13 protein-coding genes are annotated in these 16,921 nt (G+C 41.7%); 4 read left to right on the plus strand and 9 right to left on the minus strand.

Annotated features, from left to right (window positions below; genetic code table 11):
* Nucleotides 1–207: 207 nt before the first annotated feature.
* Together cruF and cruG are read left to right on the plus strand one after the other, a co-directional pair.
* Entirely contained in the window at nt 208–1,116 is a 909-nt protein-coding gene (cruF, locus tag FBB35_RS10895; protein WP_174709651.1) for a gamma-carotene 1'-hydroxylase CruF, read from the plus strand.
* Nucleotides 1,117–1,239: 123 nt separating this feature from the next.
* Nucleotides 1,240–2,475 (plus strand): 2'-O-glycosyltransferase CruG, encoded by a 1,236-nt coding sequence (gene cruG, locus FBB35_RS10900; protein ID WP_254625984.1) that lies wholly within the window; start codon nt 1,240–1,242, stop codon nt 2,473–2,475.
* A gap of 113 nt (nt 2,476–2,588) precedes the next feature.
* Here cruG and rnhA read toward each other — a convergent pair whose 3' ends face one another.
* The 7 genes from rnhA to FBB35_RS10930 form a co-directional block, all read right to left on the minus strand.
* Nucleotides 2,589–3,497, minus strand: coding sequence for a ribonuclease HI (rnhA, locus tag FBB35_RS10905; protein WP_174709653.1), 909 nt, complete (start codon nt 3,495–3,497; stop codon nt 2,589–2,591).
* 146 nt (nt 3,498–3,643) lie between these two features.
* The gene (locus tag FBB35_RS35455; RefSeq protein ID WP_302480967.1) at nt 3,644–3,766 is read right to left on the minus strand and encodes a hypothetical protein; all 123 of its coding nucleotides are present in this window, start codon (nt 3,764–3,766) and stop codon (nt 3,644–3,646) included.
* Nucleotides 3,767–3,791: 25 nt separating this feature from the next.
* Nucleotides 3,792–5,105: an amino acid permease gene (locus FBB35_RS10910; RefSeq protein WP_174713601.1), complete on the minus strand. Its 1,314-nt coding sequence runs from the start codon at nt 5,103–5,105 to the stop codon at nt 3,792–3,794.
* Nucleotides 5,106–5,332: 227 nt separating this feature from the next.
* Nucleotides 5,333–6,844 (minus strand): ATP-binding protein, encoded by a 1,512-nt coding sequence (locus FBB35_RS10915; protein WP_174709654.1) that lies wholly within the window; start codon nt 6,842–6,844, stop codon nt 5,333–5,335.
* A gap of 7 nt (nt 6,845–6,851) precedes the next feature.
* Complete coding sequence (locus FBB35_RS10920) at nt 6,852–8,807, minus strand: PAS domain S-box protein (protein ID WP_174709655.1); 1,956 nt, start codon at nt 8,805–8,807, stop codon at nt 6,852–6,854.
* A 920-nt stretch (nt 8,808–9,727) separates the two neighbouring features.
* Entirely contained in the window at nt 9,728–11,260 is a 1,533-nt protein-coding gene (locus FBB35_RS10925; RefSeq protein ID WP_174713602.1) for a SagB/ThcOx family dehydrogenase, read from the minus strand.
* Nucleotides 11,261–11,500: 240 nt separating this feature from the next.
* Nucleotides 11,501–12,349 carry a M28 family peptidase gene (locus tag FBB35_RS10930; protein ID WP_174709656.1) on the minus strand — a complete coding sequence of 283 codons (849 nt, stop codon included), beginning with the start codon at nt 12,347–12,349 and terminating at the stop codon, nt 11,501–11,503.
* A gap of 547 nt (nt 12,350–12,896) precedes the next feature.
* Here FBB35_RS10930 and dnaK point away from each other — a divergent pair.
* Both dnaK and FBB35_RS10940 read left to right on the plus strand, forming a co-directional pair.
* A complete protein-coding gene (gene dnaK / locus FBB35_RS10935; protein WP_174709657.1) occupies nt 12,897–14,999 on the plus strand; it encodes a molecular chaperone DnaK in 2,103 nt (700 codons plus the stop codon).
* Nucleotides 15,000–15,150: 151 nt separating this feature from the next.
* A complete protein-coding gene (locus FBB35_RS10940; RefSeq protein WP_174709658.1) occupies nt 15,151–16,146 on the plus strand; it encodes a DnaJ C-terminal domain-containing protein in 996 nt (331 codons plus the stop codon).
* Nucleotides 16,147–16,201: 55 nt separating this feature from the next.
* Here FBB35_RS10940 and FBB35_RS10945 read toward each other — a convergent pair whose 3' ends face one another.
* Both FBB35_RS10945 and FBB35_RS10950 read right to left on the minus strand, forming a co-directional pair.
* Nucleotides 16,202–16,504 carry a type II toxin-antitoxin system RelE/ParE family toxin gene (locus FBB35_RS10945; protein ID WP_174709659.1) on the minus strand — a complete coding sequence of 101 codons (303 nt, stop codon included), beginning with the start codon at nt 16,502–16,504 and terminating at the stop codon, nt 16,202–16,204.
* A complete protein-coding gene (locus FBB35_RS10950; protein WP_174709660.1) occupies nt 16,501–16,860 on the minus strand; it encodes a type II toxin-antitoxin system Phd/YefM family antitoxin in 360 nt (119 codons plus the stop codon). Before FBB35_RS10950 ends, FBB35_RS10945 begins: the two co-directional genes overlap by 4 nt.
* Nucleotides 16,861–16,921: the final 61 nt, after the last annotated feature.

Consider the following 16,921-nt stretch of genomic DNA (forward strand, 5'->3'; position numbering starts at 1 on the left):
TTATGTAGATTTTGAATCTGTAGCTTAAACTAGAAGGTTTATCATCATATTTCTTATAGCTTCAATCAATCGGCTGTTATGCTCTTACCAAGAAAGCCAAACAAGTTTGTAGAGAATTGCGGCACAAAGTATTTAAATATGTTGTTAAACATTTGTAAACTGTTAGCAGCCGAGTAGCCGCGTGTCACATCTTGTTAAGGAATTATCATGAGACAACTTGTTATCGTTGAGCGCGTATGCCTGATTGGTCATATCGTGTCAAAAGCCTTCGGACTGGTAGGGATGCTACTGGTCATACCTAATGCCGACATAATTTTCAACTTATCGCAGGTTGGAGAAACTGCCGTACAGTTAAGTATGGCTGGTGGCGGTGTAGTTGATATCATCTTAGGGACAATAGCTGTCTCTATTTATGCCTACCGGACGCTGGGATTGGGAACTTGGCTAGCATTTATGCTGCCGGCTATGTTTATCTCTTTGGGAAGTGAACTACTGGGAACTAGCACAGGTTTTCCATTTGGTGATTATAGCTACTTGAGTGGCTTGGGTTATAAGATTGCAGGGCTAGTTCCTTTCACAATTCCTTTGTCTTGGTTCTATGTTGGACTGTCGTCTTATTTAATTGCGAGAACTGGTTTGAAAGTGGCTCAAAAGCCCAGTTGGGGTCGCCATATTGCGGCTATAGCTGTTGGTGCTTTACTCTTCACTTGCTGGGATTTTGCCCTTGAGCCAGCTATGAGTCAAACTTCTCTGCCTTTTTGGTATTGGGAACAACCAGGAGCTTTCTTTGGCACACCTTACCAGAACTATGCAGGTTGGTTTGGCACTAGCGCCCTGTTTATGAGTGTGGCAGGCTTGTTGTGGAGAAACACATCAATTAAATTAGAGCGATCGCAACTTAATCTACCCTTAGTCGTTTATTTGACTAACTTTGCCTTCGCCGCCGGACTAAGTTTGGCTGCTGGGTTCTCCATCCCTGTATTGCTCGGTTTATTGCTTGGTGTCGCTCCCGCCGTGGCTCTGTGGTTAAGGAGTTCAACCACACCCGCTCAAGTTGCTGTTGAACCAGTAAGCAAAGAAGTATCAGTAGCAAAGGTTGAAGTTGCCTTGAAATAGCCTAGGATTGGGGACTGGGGATTAGGGACTAGGGACTGGGAACTATGGAGACCAGGGGAATAAACAATGCCCAATGCCCGATACCCCATGCCCATTTATTTTGTATAGTCGCACTTTTAATTGATAAGTATTTTGACAACAGTAGACAACGCTTTAATAGTAGAAAGTGCCATATCCTTTTTATTGCTACTTATTCAAGTACCAGCAACGGCGATTCTGTTTTCGCGCTTGTTAAAGGGGCCAAGAAGGCTGCCACCAATAAAACCGCAACAGCCAACGCCAGAGCTTTTAGGTAAGGTTAGTGTCGTAGTTCCCACACTGAACGAAGCGCTTCGCATTAGCCCTCTGTTAGCTGGTTTAAGTCAGCAAAGCTACGAAGTTCGGGAAATTCTTGTTGTAGATAGCAACTCCAGTGATGGTACACCCGACTTAGTAAAAGCCATACAGCAAAAAGATCCGCGCTTTCGCGTGATGACAGATGATCCTTTACCCTCTGGTTGGGTGGGGCGGCCTTGGGCGTTGCATAACGGTTTTCTATATAGCTCTGAGGGTAGTCAGTGGTTTTTGGGGCTGGACGCTGATATTCAACCACATCCTGGTTTGGTTGCGGGTTTAGTGAAGACGGCCGAAGCACAAGGCTATGACTTAGTTTCCCTTTCGCCCCAGTTTATCCTCAAATATCCAGGGGAATGCTGGCTACAACCAGCTTTATTGATGACTTTACTTTACCGATTTGACCCTGCTGGCATTAATGCAGAGCAGCCTGAACGGGTGATGGCAAATGGGCAGTGTTTTTTATGTCGTCGCTCCGTTTTAGCTGCTGTGGGTGGTTACAGCAGCGCGAGTACTTCTTTTTGTGATGATGTCACCTTGGCACGAAATATTTCAACTCTTGGGTATAAAGTGGGGTTTTTAGATGGCGCAAAGGTGCTGAAAGTACGAATGTATGAGGGGGCGATGGAGACCTGGAAGGAATGGGGGCGGAGTCTAGACCTTAAAGATGCAACTTCTCATTCTCAGTTGTGGGGAGATTTATGGCTACTCACATCTGTTCAAGGTCTACCCCTTTTAATTGTCCTCAGTTTTTTATTGATTTCTCCCTCACTCTCGTACTCGCTACAGACGCGATTAATCGCGTCTCTACCCACTCCCCCACTTCTTCTGCTGGGACTGAATTTATTCTTGGTGGTAATTCGCTTTGCGATGCTAATTGCGATTGCACCTTCCTACGATCGCAAAAGTGCTAAAGGTGGCTGGTTATTCTGGCTTTCCCCTTTAGCCGATCCCCTAGCTGTGCTGCGAATCTTCTTATCTGCGTTTCAAAAGCCACGCGAGTGGCGAGGACGCAAATATATATAGTGGGGAATTAGGAATTGGGAATTGGGCATTGAACATGAAGAAGAGACAAGGAAGACAAGAGAGAGACTTGTTCAATAATTCCCCCTTGTCCCCCTTGTCCCCCTGCCCATTTCCTACTCCTCTTCACCTCCTACTTGATCCCCGCGTTCCAGTTCCCAAAGAATTTGATTTCCTTCACGGCGTACCCGTGACACTATCCAGTTTCGCCAGCGCCATTGATCTCCCCGACTGGTAACAGCGCTGGCGTGGACATCCATCAAGTCTGCTAACTCAGAACTGGTGATTAAGTAGCCTTTTTCTGAAATTTCGTCAGCGATACGCAGAGTTTCGACCAAGCTGCGGAGTTGCGAAACCCTCATTTCTGTCGGTTTTTCATCGATAGTGGCCGCAGTAGGCCCAGTTGATGGTTCCATAACGGTTATTTCTAGTGCAGAAGTACTGATTTCTTGGTGACTTTGGTTAATTATTCGAGACTTTTTTTCATAATCAGCTACTTTTGCTACATTTAGTTCATTTGGGGAAGGTAAAGATTTATAAAAATTTGTAGAAGTGAATTGTTGTAGCGAAGGGATTTTGCCACTAGCATAAGTGCGAGCGATCGCATCACAACGTTCGTTACCTATGTTACCAGAATGTCCCCTGACGTGTTGCCATTTTACCTGTTGGGTATTGAGTTCATCAAGAATTTCCAAAAGCTCTTGGTTTTGGACGGGTTTACCATCTGACTTTTTCCAGCCTTTCTTTTTCCAGCCTTTCACCCACTTGGTAACGCAGTTAATCAGGTATTCGCTATCGGTATGGAGGGTGATTGCTTGGGTTTGTTGAGATGTTTGCAGAAATTGGAGGGCTGCGATCGCAGCTTGCATTTCCATTTTATTATTGGTGGTATGAGGCGATGCATCGCCCATTTCGTGGATTGAGCCATCGCTAAAGTAGACGACAACTCCCCAACCACCAGGGCCAGGGTTCCCGGTGCAAGCACCATCGGTATATATGCTTTGGATTGTGGGTTGAGTGGACATGGTTTAGGATATCGAACCGCAAAGGACGCAAAGCCAAGAGTGATTAGCGGCGAATTTTTGTAAAGAATATCCAGGTTATTATACTGGTTAGCATTCCAGTAATAATGCTTCACAAAAAGGCTGTTGTGACGAAAAATGATTTTTTGCTATTGGGTTGGGTATTGAGCAGTTAAAACTGAAGATGCGATTTGGTTGGTTGCTAGTGCGATCGCTGTGCTACTGATAAACTTTTCTAAGTTGCGATCGCTTTTTACTTTGTAGATGGTCAATAGTACCTTGGATTCTACTATGGTTTTACTCTGTGTAAATTACTAGAATTTGTCTTCCGATCATGGTTAATGCCACTCCAATCATCACAATGAGTGTCAACTTTCCACCAGGAACGAGTGGTTGATTTGTGCTATCTGAGTTTTCTTGTTCTTGGCGTTGCTTCCAACTCATTAACGCCGGAATAATTCCACCCAGAACTGAGATACTGAACGTTCCAGTGTAATCTAGAGCAGTAAAAAAGATGCTGGGATTGAGCGTTCCGAGAGTCATTGGCGGGAAAAGAACCAGTGAATAGAGGGGGAAACGGCTAGAAAGCTTTCCCTGTGGAATAAGAAAAATATCTCCGAACAAATCCAGCAATCCGTATACAAATCCAATGAATGATGTGGCGATCGCAAACTCTGAAAAAATAGATACTAGAACTCCTAACCATTCTCCTGCACCGCCTGCTCGGAGAATTTGCAGTGGGTCAAAAACAGTTCTACCATCAGATGTGTCATATTGCATATCAGGACTGACGCTTCCTAAAATTACGGCATTCCACGCCAAAAACATAATTAGAGGAATCACAGAACCAATTAAGATAGACTGACGAATTTTGCCGGCATCCCCTTCTAGTTGCGTCACAACTAACGGCACAACGTTTTGAAAAAATAGCGCCACAGACATCACTGAAATAGCACTACCAAGGGCACTCCAGTTCTGAAATAAGAGTTGGGCACTCTGAATATGCCTTCCTGCGAAAAACAATAATCCCAAAAAAGACACGATGACAATTCCGACAAAGGCACTGTTTAATTTCTCAATAAATTTTTCTCGCCCAAGATACATAATGCCACCAAATAACAGTGTGAAAGTCGTTGTGCCCATCCACGTTGGTAATATCTGCACACTCCAGATTTTTGCCACCGCATATCCTAAAATCTCTCCACCTTGGGTGATGTATGCCACCAAGAGAGCATAATGCATAAATAAATATGCACCGCCAGCCATTTGCGCTCCCAGCTTACCAAGGATTTTCTCAACAACTCCCAAAAAACCTATGCTTACACGCCCTTCTGTTCGCATCGTGTTTAAGGTAACTTCTGCAACCAATAACCCTGAAACTAAAGCGTAGAGCCAAACAGCAATCAGTCCAGATGTGGATGGTACAATACCAGACGGTAGAGTAACGGCTGGTAGGGCGAGAATTCCAGCCCCAACAGTGGTTCCCGCAATCAATGCAGTACTCCCCAATACACTACCTGGTTGATGATTAAGCTTTTTTCCATCAAATTCAAGATGAGAAAACAACCGAGTGACTTGCTCTGAATTGAGAACAGTCTCTATGGGAAGCATACTAAATACCCGTACATAAACCCGATTAACAATACTAGCATCTGGAAATATTCTTCGCAAAAACACTGATGTTGCTATTTTTGCAGAGAAATTTTAGCGGAAAAAGAAGCGATCGCCATTTCATCGTTAACACAACTTTTTGAGCAGGAGTGTAATTTGTAGTACTTGAAAAAAACAGAGGTAAAGGCTATTTCATAATCAATTTGATTCTCAAAATAAAACCACCTCTAGCTTTCGCTTGAGCTATCGGAATTTAAGGGCAAAATTACTGTAAATGTAGTACCGACTCCAATTTGACTTGTAACACTAATTTGACCCCTGTGAGCATCAACGCACCTTTTAACGATTACTAACCCTAACCCAGTCCCCTTAATTGATTGGACATTTGAGCCTCGGTAAAATGATTCAAAAAGTCTAGCTTGATCTGCTTCTGGAATGCCCATACCTTGATCTTGAATATAAAAAATTGCTAAATTCTCTATTGGATCGCATATTAAATTAAACTCAATCTTGCCACCTCTTGGAGAATATTTAATCGCATTTGAGAGCAGATTTCCAAACATATAATTTAATAGTCCTTCATCCATTACAGCGTCAGTACGATCGCTATGACAGGTAAAAACAACTTCACACACACTACTTTCAACAATAGAAAAATCTTTAATTAACTCTAGACAGAATTGCTCTAAGTTAAGTGGAGCAGGGTTATATACAAGTTTTGTTGCTTCCGCTCGACCCACAAAAAGCACTTCTTCCATGAGTTTTTCCATAGACTGCACAGCACCTTGAATTCGCTTTAAATAAATTCCTCTTTTTACATCTGTCAAATTTGCTCCTTTCATCTCTATAAGCTCTACTGCCGTTTGAATGACAGTCAGGGGATTACGGAACTCATGAGATACGGTAGAGATAAATAAGGACTTGAGACGGTTAAGTTCTTGCTCCTTTTCTAATGCTTTCTCTAGCACTTTTGTTTGGCGGTGATCGCTAAGATCCCAAAAAACAACAACTACACCATTTATTTGATCTGGTACTCCCTTCAATGGTGAGGCACTATCACCAATTGGAACTCTTTTTCCGTCTCTTCTAATCAGAGATGTAAATTCCTCTAAATAAACAACCTGCTGCTCTCGCAGCACTTTTGTCACTGGGTTTTCTAAAATAGTATCTGTGACTTCATCGACAATATGAAAAATATTCGCCGCCTCATTTCCTAAAGCATCTTTTTGCTGCCACCCAGTCAATGCCTCAGCGGCGGGATTCATAAATGTTACATTTCCTTGCTCATTTGTAGCGATTACAGCATCGCTTATTGAGTTTAAAAGGGTTGCCAACTGATCTCGATTCTGCCGTAGTTCGCGCTCTAACTGGTGTTTTAAAAGACCGATTTCAATTGCTATCTTTAAATCTTTTGTAGTAAATGGTTTAACAATGTATCCAAAAGGTTGGGTAACTTTGGCTCTTTCCAAAGTATTATTATCACCATAGGCAGTTAAAAATATTACAGGAACGTCTAACTGCTTGCGAATATGGCTGGCAGTAGCAATACCGTCCATTTCACCTTTAAGAATAATATCCATTAATACTAACTCTGGTTGAGTTTCCAATGCCTTAGCAATGGCAACTTTTCCAGACGAAGCTGTTCCCGTAACAACGTAACCTAGTTGACTGAGTTGGCTAGCAATAGCCCTAGCCACAATCACTTCATCTTCAACAACTAAAATTCTAGCTTGACCCATTTGATATTTACTGATGCAAAGTTAACTGCTTAAATTTGATTTTGAATCCTGTTCCATGATTACGTTCTAGGGTGATGTTGCCTTCTAGCTGTTCTGTAACCAAGTCATATACTAATGACAGACCCAAAGAATCAGTATTTGTCCAATCTAAATTATCTGGTAAACCAATTCCATTATCTTGGATAGTCATCTCAATATTATTATTGATATTGCGTAGAGCAATACTGATTGTACCTACTTGTTGATTCGGAAAAGCGTGCTTGAGAGCATTGGAGATTAATTCGTTAATAACCAATCCGCAGGCAATAGCTTGATCGACATTCAAATTCACTGAATCTATATTAGTTTCTAGAGTAATTCTATTAGGCCATATTTGATAGGAAATTAGCAGGCTTGCTGCTAAATTACTTATATAATCTGCAACATCAATCTGCCCAAAATTAGCAGAAGTGTACAAATTTTTATGAATTAAAGATATTGACTCAATTCGGTTTTGATTTTCTCGAAGAACTTTGATGGCTTCAGGATCTTTGAGTGTTTGAGACTGAAGTTGTAATAAACTAGAGACAATTTGCAAATTATTTTTAACTCGATGATGAACTTCCTTTAACAGAACTTCTTTTTCAGCTAAGGCATTTTTTAATTTGATTTGAGCCTTTTGTCTTTGAACAAGTTCAGTCTGAGCTTGCTCAAAGATGCTGGATTGTTGAATTGCGATCGCTAATTGGACTGTCACTTGATCGAGCAAATCTAATTGATTTTTTTCCCACTCACGAAAACCAGAGCATTGGTGAGCAACTAGTAAACCCCAAAGGTGAGAGCCAGAATTTTGAGAACTTACTTCTAGTAAAATGGGTACAACTAAATTTGCTTTGACTTCAAATTGTTCTAATAAGCGAATATGACAATCAGTTAGTCCAGCTTCATAAATATTAGCGATCGCTCGTTTGTTTACTTGGTAATACTCCGCTCCTTTGCCTGTTTGAAAACACGTATCATAAATCTCTACCCCCAAAGAAACTCTCCATCCAGGTTCTACTGACTCCGCCATGATTGTGCCGATCATTTCTGAGTCAAACTGATAAACTACTACTCGATCAGCCCCAAGTAAATCTCGCACTTCTTGAACTGTTGCATTCAAAATATCTTGGAGATTCAAAGATTGACGAATTCGTTGAGCAACAGTTCGCATCAATTGCTCCCGTTCGGCTTGACCTTTTAGAGCTAGTTCAGTTCGCTTGCGCTCCGTGATATCTTGACCAATAGTGATAATTTGACCATTTGAAAGTTTAACGTTTGTCCAAGATGTATTTAGTAAGTCACCATCCCGAACCTGAGTTCTGAAGTCAGCCCAATTGTGTTGTGTAGACTGCATAAAATTAATCACATCCTGTCGATCTTCAGCATTAGGATATAATGCTTCCAAGACATTACCAGTTTGCAAGTCTTTAAATTTCCAGCCTAAAACACTTTCCCATTCTTGGTTTACCCACTGAAATTTACCATTGGTATCAATAAGTGCAATCATTAATGGTATACTCTCAAAAATTCTCCGCAAAAATTCATTTTGCTCTTGAAGTTTTCTTTCTATTCGTTTGTGTTCTGTAATGTCTCGGATATTAACTAACCGAGCATTATAATTGGCATAGTTTATTGTATGCGTGACAACTTCAACATCAAGAATCTGTCCGTCTTTTCGCCGATGTAGCCATTGTCCAGAAAAGTGCAAGTTAGTGTGCTTTTTTCCTAAATATTCTCTGAAGATAGGTATATTTTCTGGAGGATAAATGTCAGTTATTTGCATTTGCAAAAATTCTTCTCGTGAGTAGCCATAGTGGATAATAGCAGCTTCATTGACATCCAAAAATTGCAGATTATTCTGGTTATATATCCACATCGGGTTAGGATTTTTAGAGAAAAGAAGTACTTCTAGCCGTTGGCTTTCATTTTCAGGAAATAGCATTAGTGGTTGTGTGAAAAAATTTTGTAAAATACTAGATTTAATTGGCTTCAATCTCAAAATAAAATTAACAGAACTTACGTATTGAAAATCTGAAATCCAGATATTTCTTGAGCCACACTACTTGCTCTATTTGAGGAGACCCCAGACACTCGTGGGCTCTCTAATGCTTTTAGTATCTCCCTATGGGAGAAGACCGCAGTAGTCCCCTTTTTTTTTGATCCAAGCAAGATAAGTTTTAACACATCCTCTAAATATTAATTAAATGTTTCTAAAACTTGTAAATTAAAATTGTTTTTTCCTAATGTTAGGAATTAGATATTAAATTAGCTAAATCCATGTTCCCATTAATAAATAATTTGATTAAAAAGTTTTAAACAAAAAAACTAGCTATTTATTATAGAGTGTGTAACATGAGCGCCATCGATTACAGGCATTCAGATTACACACTCCACAAGATTGGATAATGTACTTACTTATTGAAAATACCTCAACCAAAGTTTTTACTCCAAAAGATTGTTAAAATATTTATGTTTTATTGGAATAATTTATTCCATCTGAATAGGCATTTGAGGTTGCTTAAAGGTGATATGAAAATGCCCCTATAAAAGTGATGCAAAACTATAGTCTATAGGGGCAATTTATGAATTACCCCTATATAAATAAAGCGTAGCCTCACCTAGAATTAGTATGAGTTTCAAAAAAGCTCATATTCCCCATCAGTATTTTTATCAAATTATGGACACTTTTTGCAACATAATTGATAGATGAGTTTAGTAACGGAATTTCTACCACTTCTTGATGAAACTGCACAAAATCAGTGACTTTTGGCAAGAATTGGGGTTAAGCTCTTGTTATATCTAACTTAGATGTTTTTCAGCTAATTTGCGGTAGCCTATAGTAAGCTTACGTACTTCTACGTTCTATCTTGGGTGTCCCAGTGTAGTGATATATAGAGCAGCTTCATCAGCAGGAATACCCAAAACTTCATTTACTTGGTCATCAAAGAATCCACCGATACCACTAACGCCTACATTTAGGTGCATTGCGGCTAAATTCAGGCGCTGTCCCAAATGACCGGCATCCAGATGTAAATAACGGTAAACGCGATCGCCATATTGAGCGATCGCAGCTTTCAAATCGGCTGTATGAAATAATACTGCTGCTGCATCCCGCCCTAATTCTTGCCCCAAACAGAGAAAATGTAACTCTCGCCGGAAATTTTTAAACCGAATTTGGCGTAATTCTTGGGCTTTGGGCGCGTAATAGTAACAACCTGCCTCCAGTCCTTTAACTCCGCAAACAGCAATAAATGTTTCTATTAAATTCAAATCAAAATAGTCTGGAGAAATATCTAAACTTTGGTCGATGTAATTTTGCGGTTGGTAAGTGAAATCGAGTAGACTTTTTAATTGATCGAAATTTAAATCATCACCATTGTAAGCGCGGGTAGAGCGTCGCTTATACATTGTGTTTTCCAGTTCTGATAGCTTTTGTCCCCAGTCTATAGGTGTAGTGGTGGTGGGGATTTTCAAACAGAAAGGAAAGTTATATTTATCCTCTAAAGATTTTTCTTGTTTGATAACTGGTAGATTGAGATTGCCTGTTAAACCTGATTGGATCTGGGTGTGTCGATGGAAATATGTCAGCAATTCACCATCGGGGATTTGGGGATAACTGGTTTCGGTGGCGGAAGGTAAAGCAGTACATCCCAATGGCAAATTTTGATTGACATCTAACAAGTCTGCCAGAGGCAAGACAGCGATCGCACCTTCTTGTTGCGGATCTATATAAAGTAGATCGTTTACCGATTCATCCACAAAGCCGCCGATTAAATGAGGACGAAAGTCAGTAATCGCGCCAGCCAATTCGATATTACCTAATAGATGTCCCGTATCTAAAAAAATCCGGCGATAAGCCCGATCTTCATAGCGCCAGGCAGAACGATAAAATACCGCAGTGACAATAATTGCTAATTGGGTGTTTTCTAAAGAAGGATGCCAGAAACAAGCTGCTTGGAGAGTTTGCCAAACATCACTTTCCCAATAATGCATCAGTGAATGAGTCCGACACTGGTAGTTATACAAACCAGGTGGCAATAACGACGTGCCACGGGAAACCACATACACCTCAGCAGGGTACAATCCGCCGGCACTGGGAGCAGCGCGTAAATATACCGCACTACCCATAGAAGGCATTCTCGCTGTCAATCCATAGCTGCGAAACAGCAACCGTGAAAGTCTTTGCCACCATTGAGCATCTGGGTTGTTGGCAAATCCCTCTGATTTTTCTTGGATATAGGGTTTGAGATCAAAAGTAGAGCCAATTTTGTATTCTTTGAAAGGCACTGGCTGTTTAGTCCAGTCTAACTGCTGACTTTTGGAGGCAAGAGTCTCAGGGTTGTATTTAGTCCGTTCGTGGTAATGCTGGGCAATTGATTGGTGTAATTCTGGCATAGTACTTTTAATATCCTTGGGGCATTCTTTTTTTGATCTTGGCATTCATTAGCCTCATTGTTTCGTGTCAATTCGTACAATCCTCATAGTCACAAAGTGGTAATTGGTAACAACTGCATTGGGAATGGGGTATTGGGCATAGTGCATCTGGTCAAAAATAATGTAGAGACGTAGCACTGCTACGTCTCTACAAGGGTTCTGGATAACGCATATTTAATTTCTGGATATGTCTAATATTTTTCATAACCGTCGAATCGCAATTTCTAACCCTTCACATACACCACTAAGAAAATCTAAATCTAAAGTAGCGATCGCATCACTAGGTTTGTGATAATGTGGGTTTCGCAAGAATGCCGTATCTGTCACCATCATTGCCGGATAACCCAAATCCCAGAAAGGCGCATGATCGCTAAGTCTGGTTTGGGGAACTATTAAACCTCGATTCGGCACAGGTAGCCATTGACTAGCTACGCCAGCTTTGCGAATATTACGGCTCATCCCAATTAAATCAGGCAATGTCCGCAAATTGCCAATTAAAGCAATAAAACCACCTGTATTTGGGTAGAAGCGTTCCAAAGGAGGAGGATAACTTTGAGAACCAGGCGTAGAATCCTTATAACCCAGCATTTCTAGGGAGATCATTAAGCGTAGCTGTTGCTTTTGTTGGTGCAACAGGGCTGCATAGTCAGCACTACCCAGTAAGCCGTATTCTTCCATATCGAAAGCAACCAGCCTTAAAGGATATCTGACAGGTTGGGCAGCAAACTTTCTGGCTAATTCCAGCAACACCGCCACACCCGTGGCATTATCATCAGCCGCAGGTGTTCCCGGAACGCCATCATAATGAGCGCCAATTAAAATCGGTGGCAAATCCTTTTTTTGCCCTCTAGCTTGGGAGGGCAAATTTAATATCAAGTTCTTACAAGCTTTACCCCTGACTTCAAAGGTGTGGATTTCCACACTCCCCCATTGGGAAAATTCCTGGCGAATGTATTCTTGGACAAAAAAATGTCCAGCTGTTGCCATGTAAGGATCGCGTTCTCGCGCGATCGCACTCAGGGAAGTTTGTAATCGCTTTGTTAAATTCAAATGTTTAAAATAGCGGTAATATTAAGGTTTTCAGGCACTCAAAGAAGCAGAAATTTCTTATTTAAGGTGCATTTAGCAACTTATAGATTCAGTGCGTAGAAGTAACCGGATAACAAGAATTGAGGCTGCTTAGACACAGCAATCATCGTCAATGCTATCCTAGTCTTGCAACTATCTCCTCTAGCTGCACTTCTTAGCTCACTGCCTTAATGATGATTATTATACCATTGAGAAAGAGGCAAGGGGGCAGGGAGCAGGGAGCAAGGGGGATAGAAAACAATGGGGATTCCCCATTTTTTGCGCTAGCTTACCGCAGGTAGCAGAACCACTTATTTAGAAGTGGAAGGCTCAGATCCATGTTCTGCTCTGCATAAGTTAGCAGTCATTTCCCCCTGCTCCCTGCCCCCTCTCTCCCAATCCCCACTCCGTGAGGGCCCCGAGTCCCCCTGCCTCTTTATTGAGGTGTTTTCATCCCATAGCACAAAGCTAGAGGTAGTTCCGCCCAATCATAATAAATATATAAGACACTTTAGGAGAAGAGTAACGCATGGGCAAGGTAGTCGGCATCGACTTGGGTACAACCAACTCAGTAGTCGCCGTTATGGAGGGTGGCAAGCCGGTGGTGATTGCCAATGCAGAAGGAATGCGAACAACCCCCTCCGTAGTTGGCTTTAGCAAAGAAGGTGAAAGGGTAGTTGGGCAAATGGCACGCCGCCAAACCGTCCTCAATCCCCAAAATACTTTTTTTGCAGTGAAACGCTTCATTGGGCGCAAATATGCCGAACTTAGTCCAGATTCTAAGCGTGTACCCTACACCATCCGCAAAGATGAAGTAGGTAATATTAAAATTGCTTGTCCCCGTCTCAATAAAGATTTCGCCCCAGAAGAAATTTCAGCAATGGTGCTGAAGAAATTGGCAGACGATGCTAGTCGCTATTTGGGTGAACCAGTCACAGGGGCAGTGATTACAGTCCCCGCTTATTTTAACGATTCTCAACGGCAGGCAACCCGCGATGCTGGCAGAATTGCCGGTTTGGAGGTGCTGCGGATTCTCAATGAACCGACTGCTGCATCTTTGGCTTATGGATTAGATCGGGGTGACACGGAAACTATCTTAGTCTTTGACTTGGGTGGCGGTACTTTTGACGTGTCGATTTTAGAAGTGGGCGATGGGATATTTGAGGTCAAAGCTACCAGTGGAGATACGCAACTTGGTGGTAATGACTTTGACAAAATAATCGTAGATTGGTTAGCAGAGCAATTTCTAGAAACTGAAGAAATAGACTTAAGACGCGATCGCCAAGCTTTGCAACGTCTGATGGAAGCTGCGGAAAAAGCCAAAATTGAGCTTTCTGCTGTCAGCGTTACTGATATTAACTTACCCTTTATCACCGCCACAGAAGATGGCCCCAAACATCTGGAAACTCGTCTAACTCGTTCCCAGTTTGAAGGTTTGTGTGGTGATTTGGTAGGGCGATTGCGGACACCAGTGAAACGGGCCCTTAAAGATGCCGGACTTTCACCTAGAGACATTGAAGAAGTTGTCTTAGTTGGCGGTTCTACACGGATGCCAATGGTGAAACAGCTAGTGCGCGACTTGATTGGTACAGAACCTAACGAAAATGTCAATCCTGATGAAGTAGTGGGCGTGGGTGCAGCAATTCAAGCCGGAATTCTTGCAGGTGAACTCAAAGATGTACTGCTTTTGGATGTTACACCCCTTTCTTTGGGGTTGGAAACCATCGGCGGCGTGATGAAAAAACTCATTCCCCGCAACACCACCATCCCAGTTCGCCGTTCTGACATTTTTTCTACGTCTGAAAATAACCAAAATACTGTGGAAATCCACGTAGTTCAGGGCGAACGGGAAATGGCAGGAAACAATAAGTCTTTAGGACGTTTCAAGCTGTATGGTATCCCCCCAGCGCCGCGAGGAATTCCTCAAGTTCAGGTGTCATTTGATATCGATGCTAATGGTATTTTACAGGTAACAGCCTTAGATAGAACCACTGGGCGAGAGCAAAGTATCACCGTTCAAGGCGCTTCCACCTTGAACGAGTCAGAAGTGAATCGGATGATTCAAGATGCACAGAAATACGCCGATGTCGATCGCGAACGTAAAGAAAGGGTAGAAAAGCGGACTCGTTCTGAGGCGCTGATTTTCCAAGCAGAACGGCAACTTAGAGAAGTTGCACTTGAATTTGGTATGCAGTTTGCCCGCAGCCGTCGCCAAAGAATTGATAATATTTGCCGAGACTTAAAAGAGAGTTTGAAGGAAAATAGTGATCGCGGTATCGATCAAGCCTACGCCGATTTGCAAGATGCTCTCTATGAGCTAAATCGGGAAGTCCGCCAGACTTATGCTGAAGATGAAGATGACGATTTATTAGGTACTATCCGTGACATCTTTACTGGCGGTGATAAGGATAAAGAACGCGAATTTCCTAGAGATACATATCGGGAGCGCGATTCATTCGGTAAGGACTATGGCAGAGATTACGGTAAAGACTATGGCCGAGACAATAGCCGAGACTATGGCCGAGACAATAGCCGAGACAGTCGTTCTTCTTATGAAAGCCGTCCTCCACGCAAATCTCGTCCCAGCTACCAAGATAACTGGGATGATGAAGATGATAATGATTGGTTGTAAGTAGAAGGCAGGGGGCAGGGAGCAGGGGGCAAGGGGAAGGGAGCAGAAACTCTATATATCTGATACGTAAGTTTTGTATTTTGTACCTCGCTTACTTGCAACCTGCTGTAAGCAATCTAAAATCTAAAATCTAAAATTTAAATAACTGACTATGCAAAATTTGCCGAATTTTCGAGATTATTACGAGATTTTAGGAGTATCTAAAGACGCTTCTGGTGAGGAAATTAAAAAGGTTTATCGGCGTTTAGCAAGACAATATCACCCCGATCTCAATCCGGGTAACAAAGAATCTGAGGAAAAATTTAAGGATATCGGCGAGGCTTATGAAGTCCTTTCAGACTCAGCAAAGCGATCGCAATACGACCAGTTTAGCCGCTACTGGAAGCAAAAAGGCTTTGCAGGCAACAAACAAACGCCAAAGGCTAAAACTTGGCAGAGTGGTGCTAGCGATCGCAACGGCAATCAAGACGTAGATCCAAGTCAATTCTCCGACTTTGAAAGCTTTATTAATCAAGTTATCGGTGTCAAAAATAAGAGTGGGGCCAGTAAGCCTAGTAATGACAATACTAGCGATCCGTTTCGTTCCCCCAGAACAAAAGTTGCCTATACAGTTAACACTCCACCTCGCACTACCCGCCGAGATATAGAAGCCAGATTAACGCTACCACTAGAAAAAGCTTATCAAGGCGGTAATGAACGGATTCGTTTGGAAGATGGGCGATCGCTAGAAGTTAATATGCCACTAGGGATGGTGACAGGTCAAACCATTCGTTTGCGAAACCAAGGTGTTGGTGGTGGCGATCTATACTTAAAAATTACCGTTGAGCCTCATCCATTATTTAAGCTAGAAGGTTTAAATATCCTTTGCCAAGTACCAGTTACTCCCAGCGAAGCAGTTTTAGGAGGACAGGTAGAAGCACCAACTTTGGATGGCCCAGTGAAAATGACCATTCCCCCAGGAGTTAGGTCTGGTCAAAAATTCCGACTAGGGAATAAAGGCTACCCCAGCGATGACGGTAAACGTGGCGATCAATTAGTAGAAATTCAAATAGTTACCCCAAAAAATATTACTCAAGAAGAACAGGAATTGTACGAAAAGTTACGGCAAATTGAAACTTTTAAACCCCGTGCTGATTTAATACGTTAGGGATAAAATATCAATCTTAATGAGGCTATTGACCAGAACAAAGATTAATTTTTAATTAGTCTTCGTCATCTTGAAAAATCGTTTCTATATCTTGTGAACCGTGCAAAATACGTACAATTTCTATGCCTTCGTCTATTGGACGATAAAAAATTAAATAATTTTTTACCGGGAAACTTCGCAAAAAAGGAGCCACTTCATCTCGTAGCCTGCCCATTTTGGGGAATTTGGCCAGTTTTGGAAAGCTTTCTCGCAAAATATCAAAAAGTTTGTCAGCAGCTTTTAAATTATTTGGAGCAAGATATTTCCATATATCCTCAATATCTTGCGCTGCTTGAGTAGAAATACGAAATCGACTCATACAGAATCGCTGTTAGCCAAATTTTGCTGTCCTAGTGCTTTAATATTTGCAAAAAAAGCTGGAAGTGACTCGTCGTTATATTCAGTATACTGTCCACTATCGAGTTGCTTAATACCAATGTTAATCTTACTGCGTAATGCTTCTAACTTGAGTTTTTGCAGTTCTTCTTCAAGGCGCTGGAGTTCATCTATCATCTGTTGAAACGCTTGCGCTTCATGCACCACAACCTCAGCTTTCCCATTCACCGTTAGTACAATCGGAGACTTTGTTACCTTGATCCGTTCTAAGTAATCTTTGGCATTACGCTTAAAGTCGGTAAGAGTTTGAATATTTTCGAGATTAATTTTGATCTGCATCGCATCTAATTAAATGCTTTATTAAGATATCTTATCAGATGCTAGACCTGCTGTGTCTTCT

It is taken from the genome of Nostoc sp. TCL240-02, from assembly GCF_013343235.1.
In the GTDB taxonomy this organism is placed as follows: domain Bacteria; phylum Cyanobacteriota; class Cyanobacteriia; order Cyanobacteriales; family Nostocaceae; genus Nostoc.

Excerpts from the sequence above, each read along its gene's own strand:
- FBB35_RS10940 (WP_174709658.1), top strand. The coding sequence starts at position 15,151 with ATGCAAAATTTGCCGAATTTTCGAGATTATTACGAGATTTTAGGAGTA.
- FBB35_RS10925 (WP_174713602.1), bottom strand. The coding sequence starts at position 11,260 with ATGCCAGAATTACACCAATCAATTGCCCAGCATTACCACGAACGGACT.
- rnhA (WP_174709653.1), bottom strand. The coding sequence starts at position 3,497 with ATGTCCACTCAACCCACAATCCAAAGCATATATACCGATGGTGCTTGC.
- cruF (WP_174709651.1), top strand. The coding sequence starts at position 208 with ATGAGACAACTTGTTATCGTTGAGCGCGTATGCCTGATTGGTCATATC.
- dnaK (WP_174709657.1), top strand. The coding sequence starts at position 12,897 with ATGGGCAAGGTAGTCGGCATCGACTTGGGTACAACCAACTCAGTAGTC.
- FBB35_RS10910 (WP_174713601.1), bottom strand. The coding sequence starts at position 5,105 with ATGCTTCCCATAGAGACTGTTCTCAATTCAGAGCAAGTCACTCGGTTG.
- FBB35_RS10915 (WP_174709654.1), bottom strand. The coding sequence starts at position 6,844 with ATGGGTCAAGCTAGAATTTTAGTTGTTGAAGATGAAGTGATTGTGGCT.
- FBB35_RS10920 (WP_174709655.1), bottom strand. The coding sequence starts at position 8,807 with ATGCTATTTCCTGAAAATGAAAGCCAACGGCTAGAAGTACTTCTTTTC.
- FBB35_RS10945 (WP_174709659.1), bottom strand. The coding sequence starts at position 16,504 with ATGAGTCGATTTCGTATTTCTACTCAAGCAGCGCAAGATATTGAGGAT.
- FBB35_RS10950 (WP_174709660.1), bottom strand. The coding sequence starts at position 16,860 with ATGCAGATCAAAATTAATCTCGAAAATATTCAAACTCTTACCGACTTT.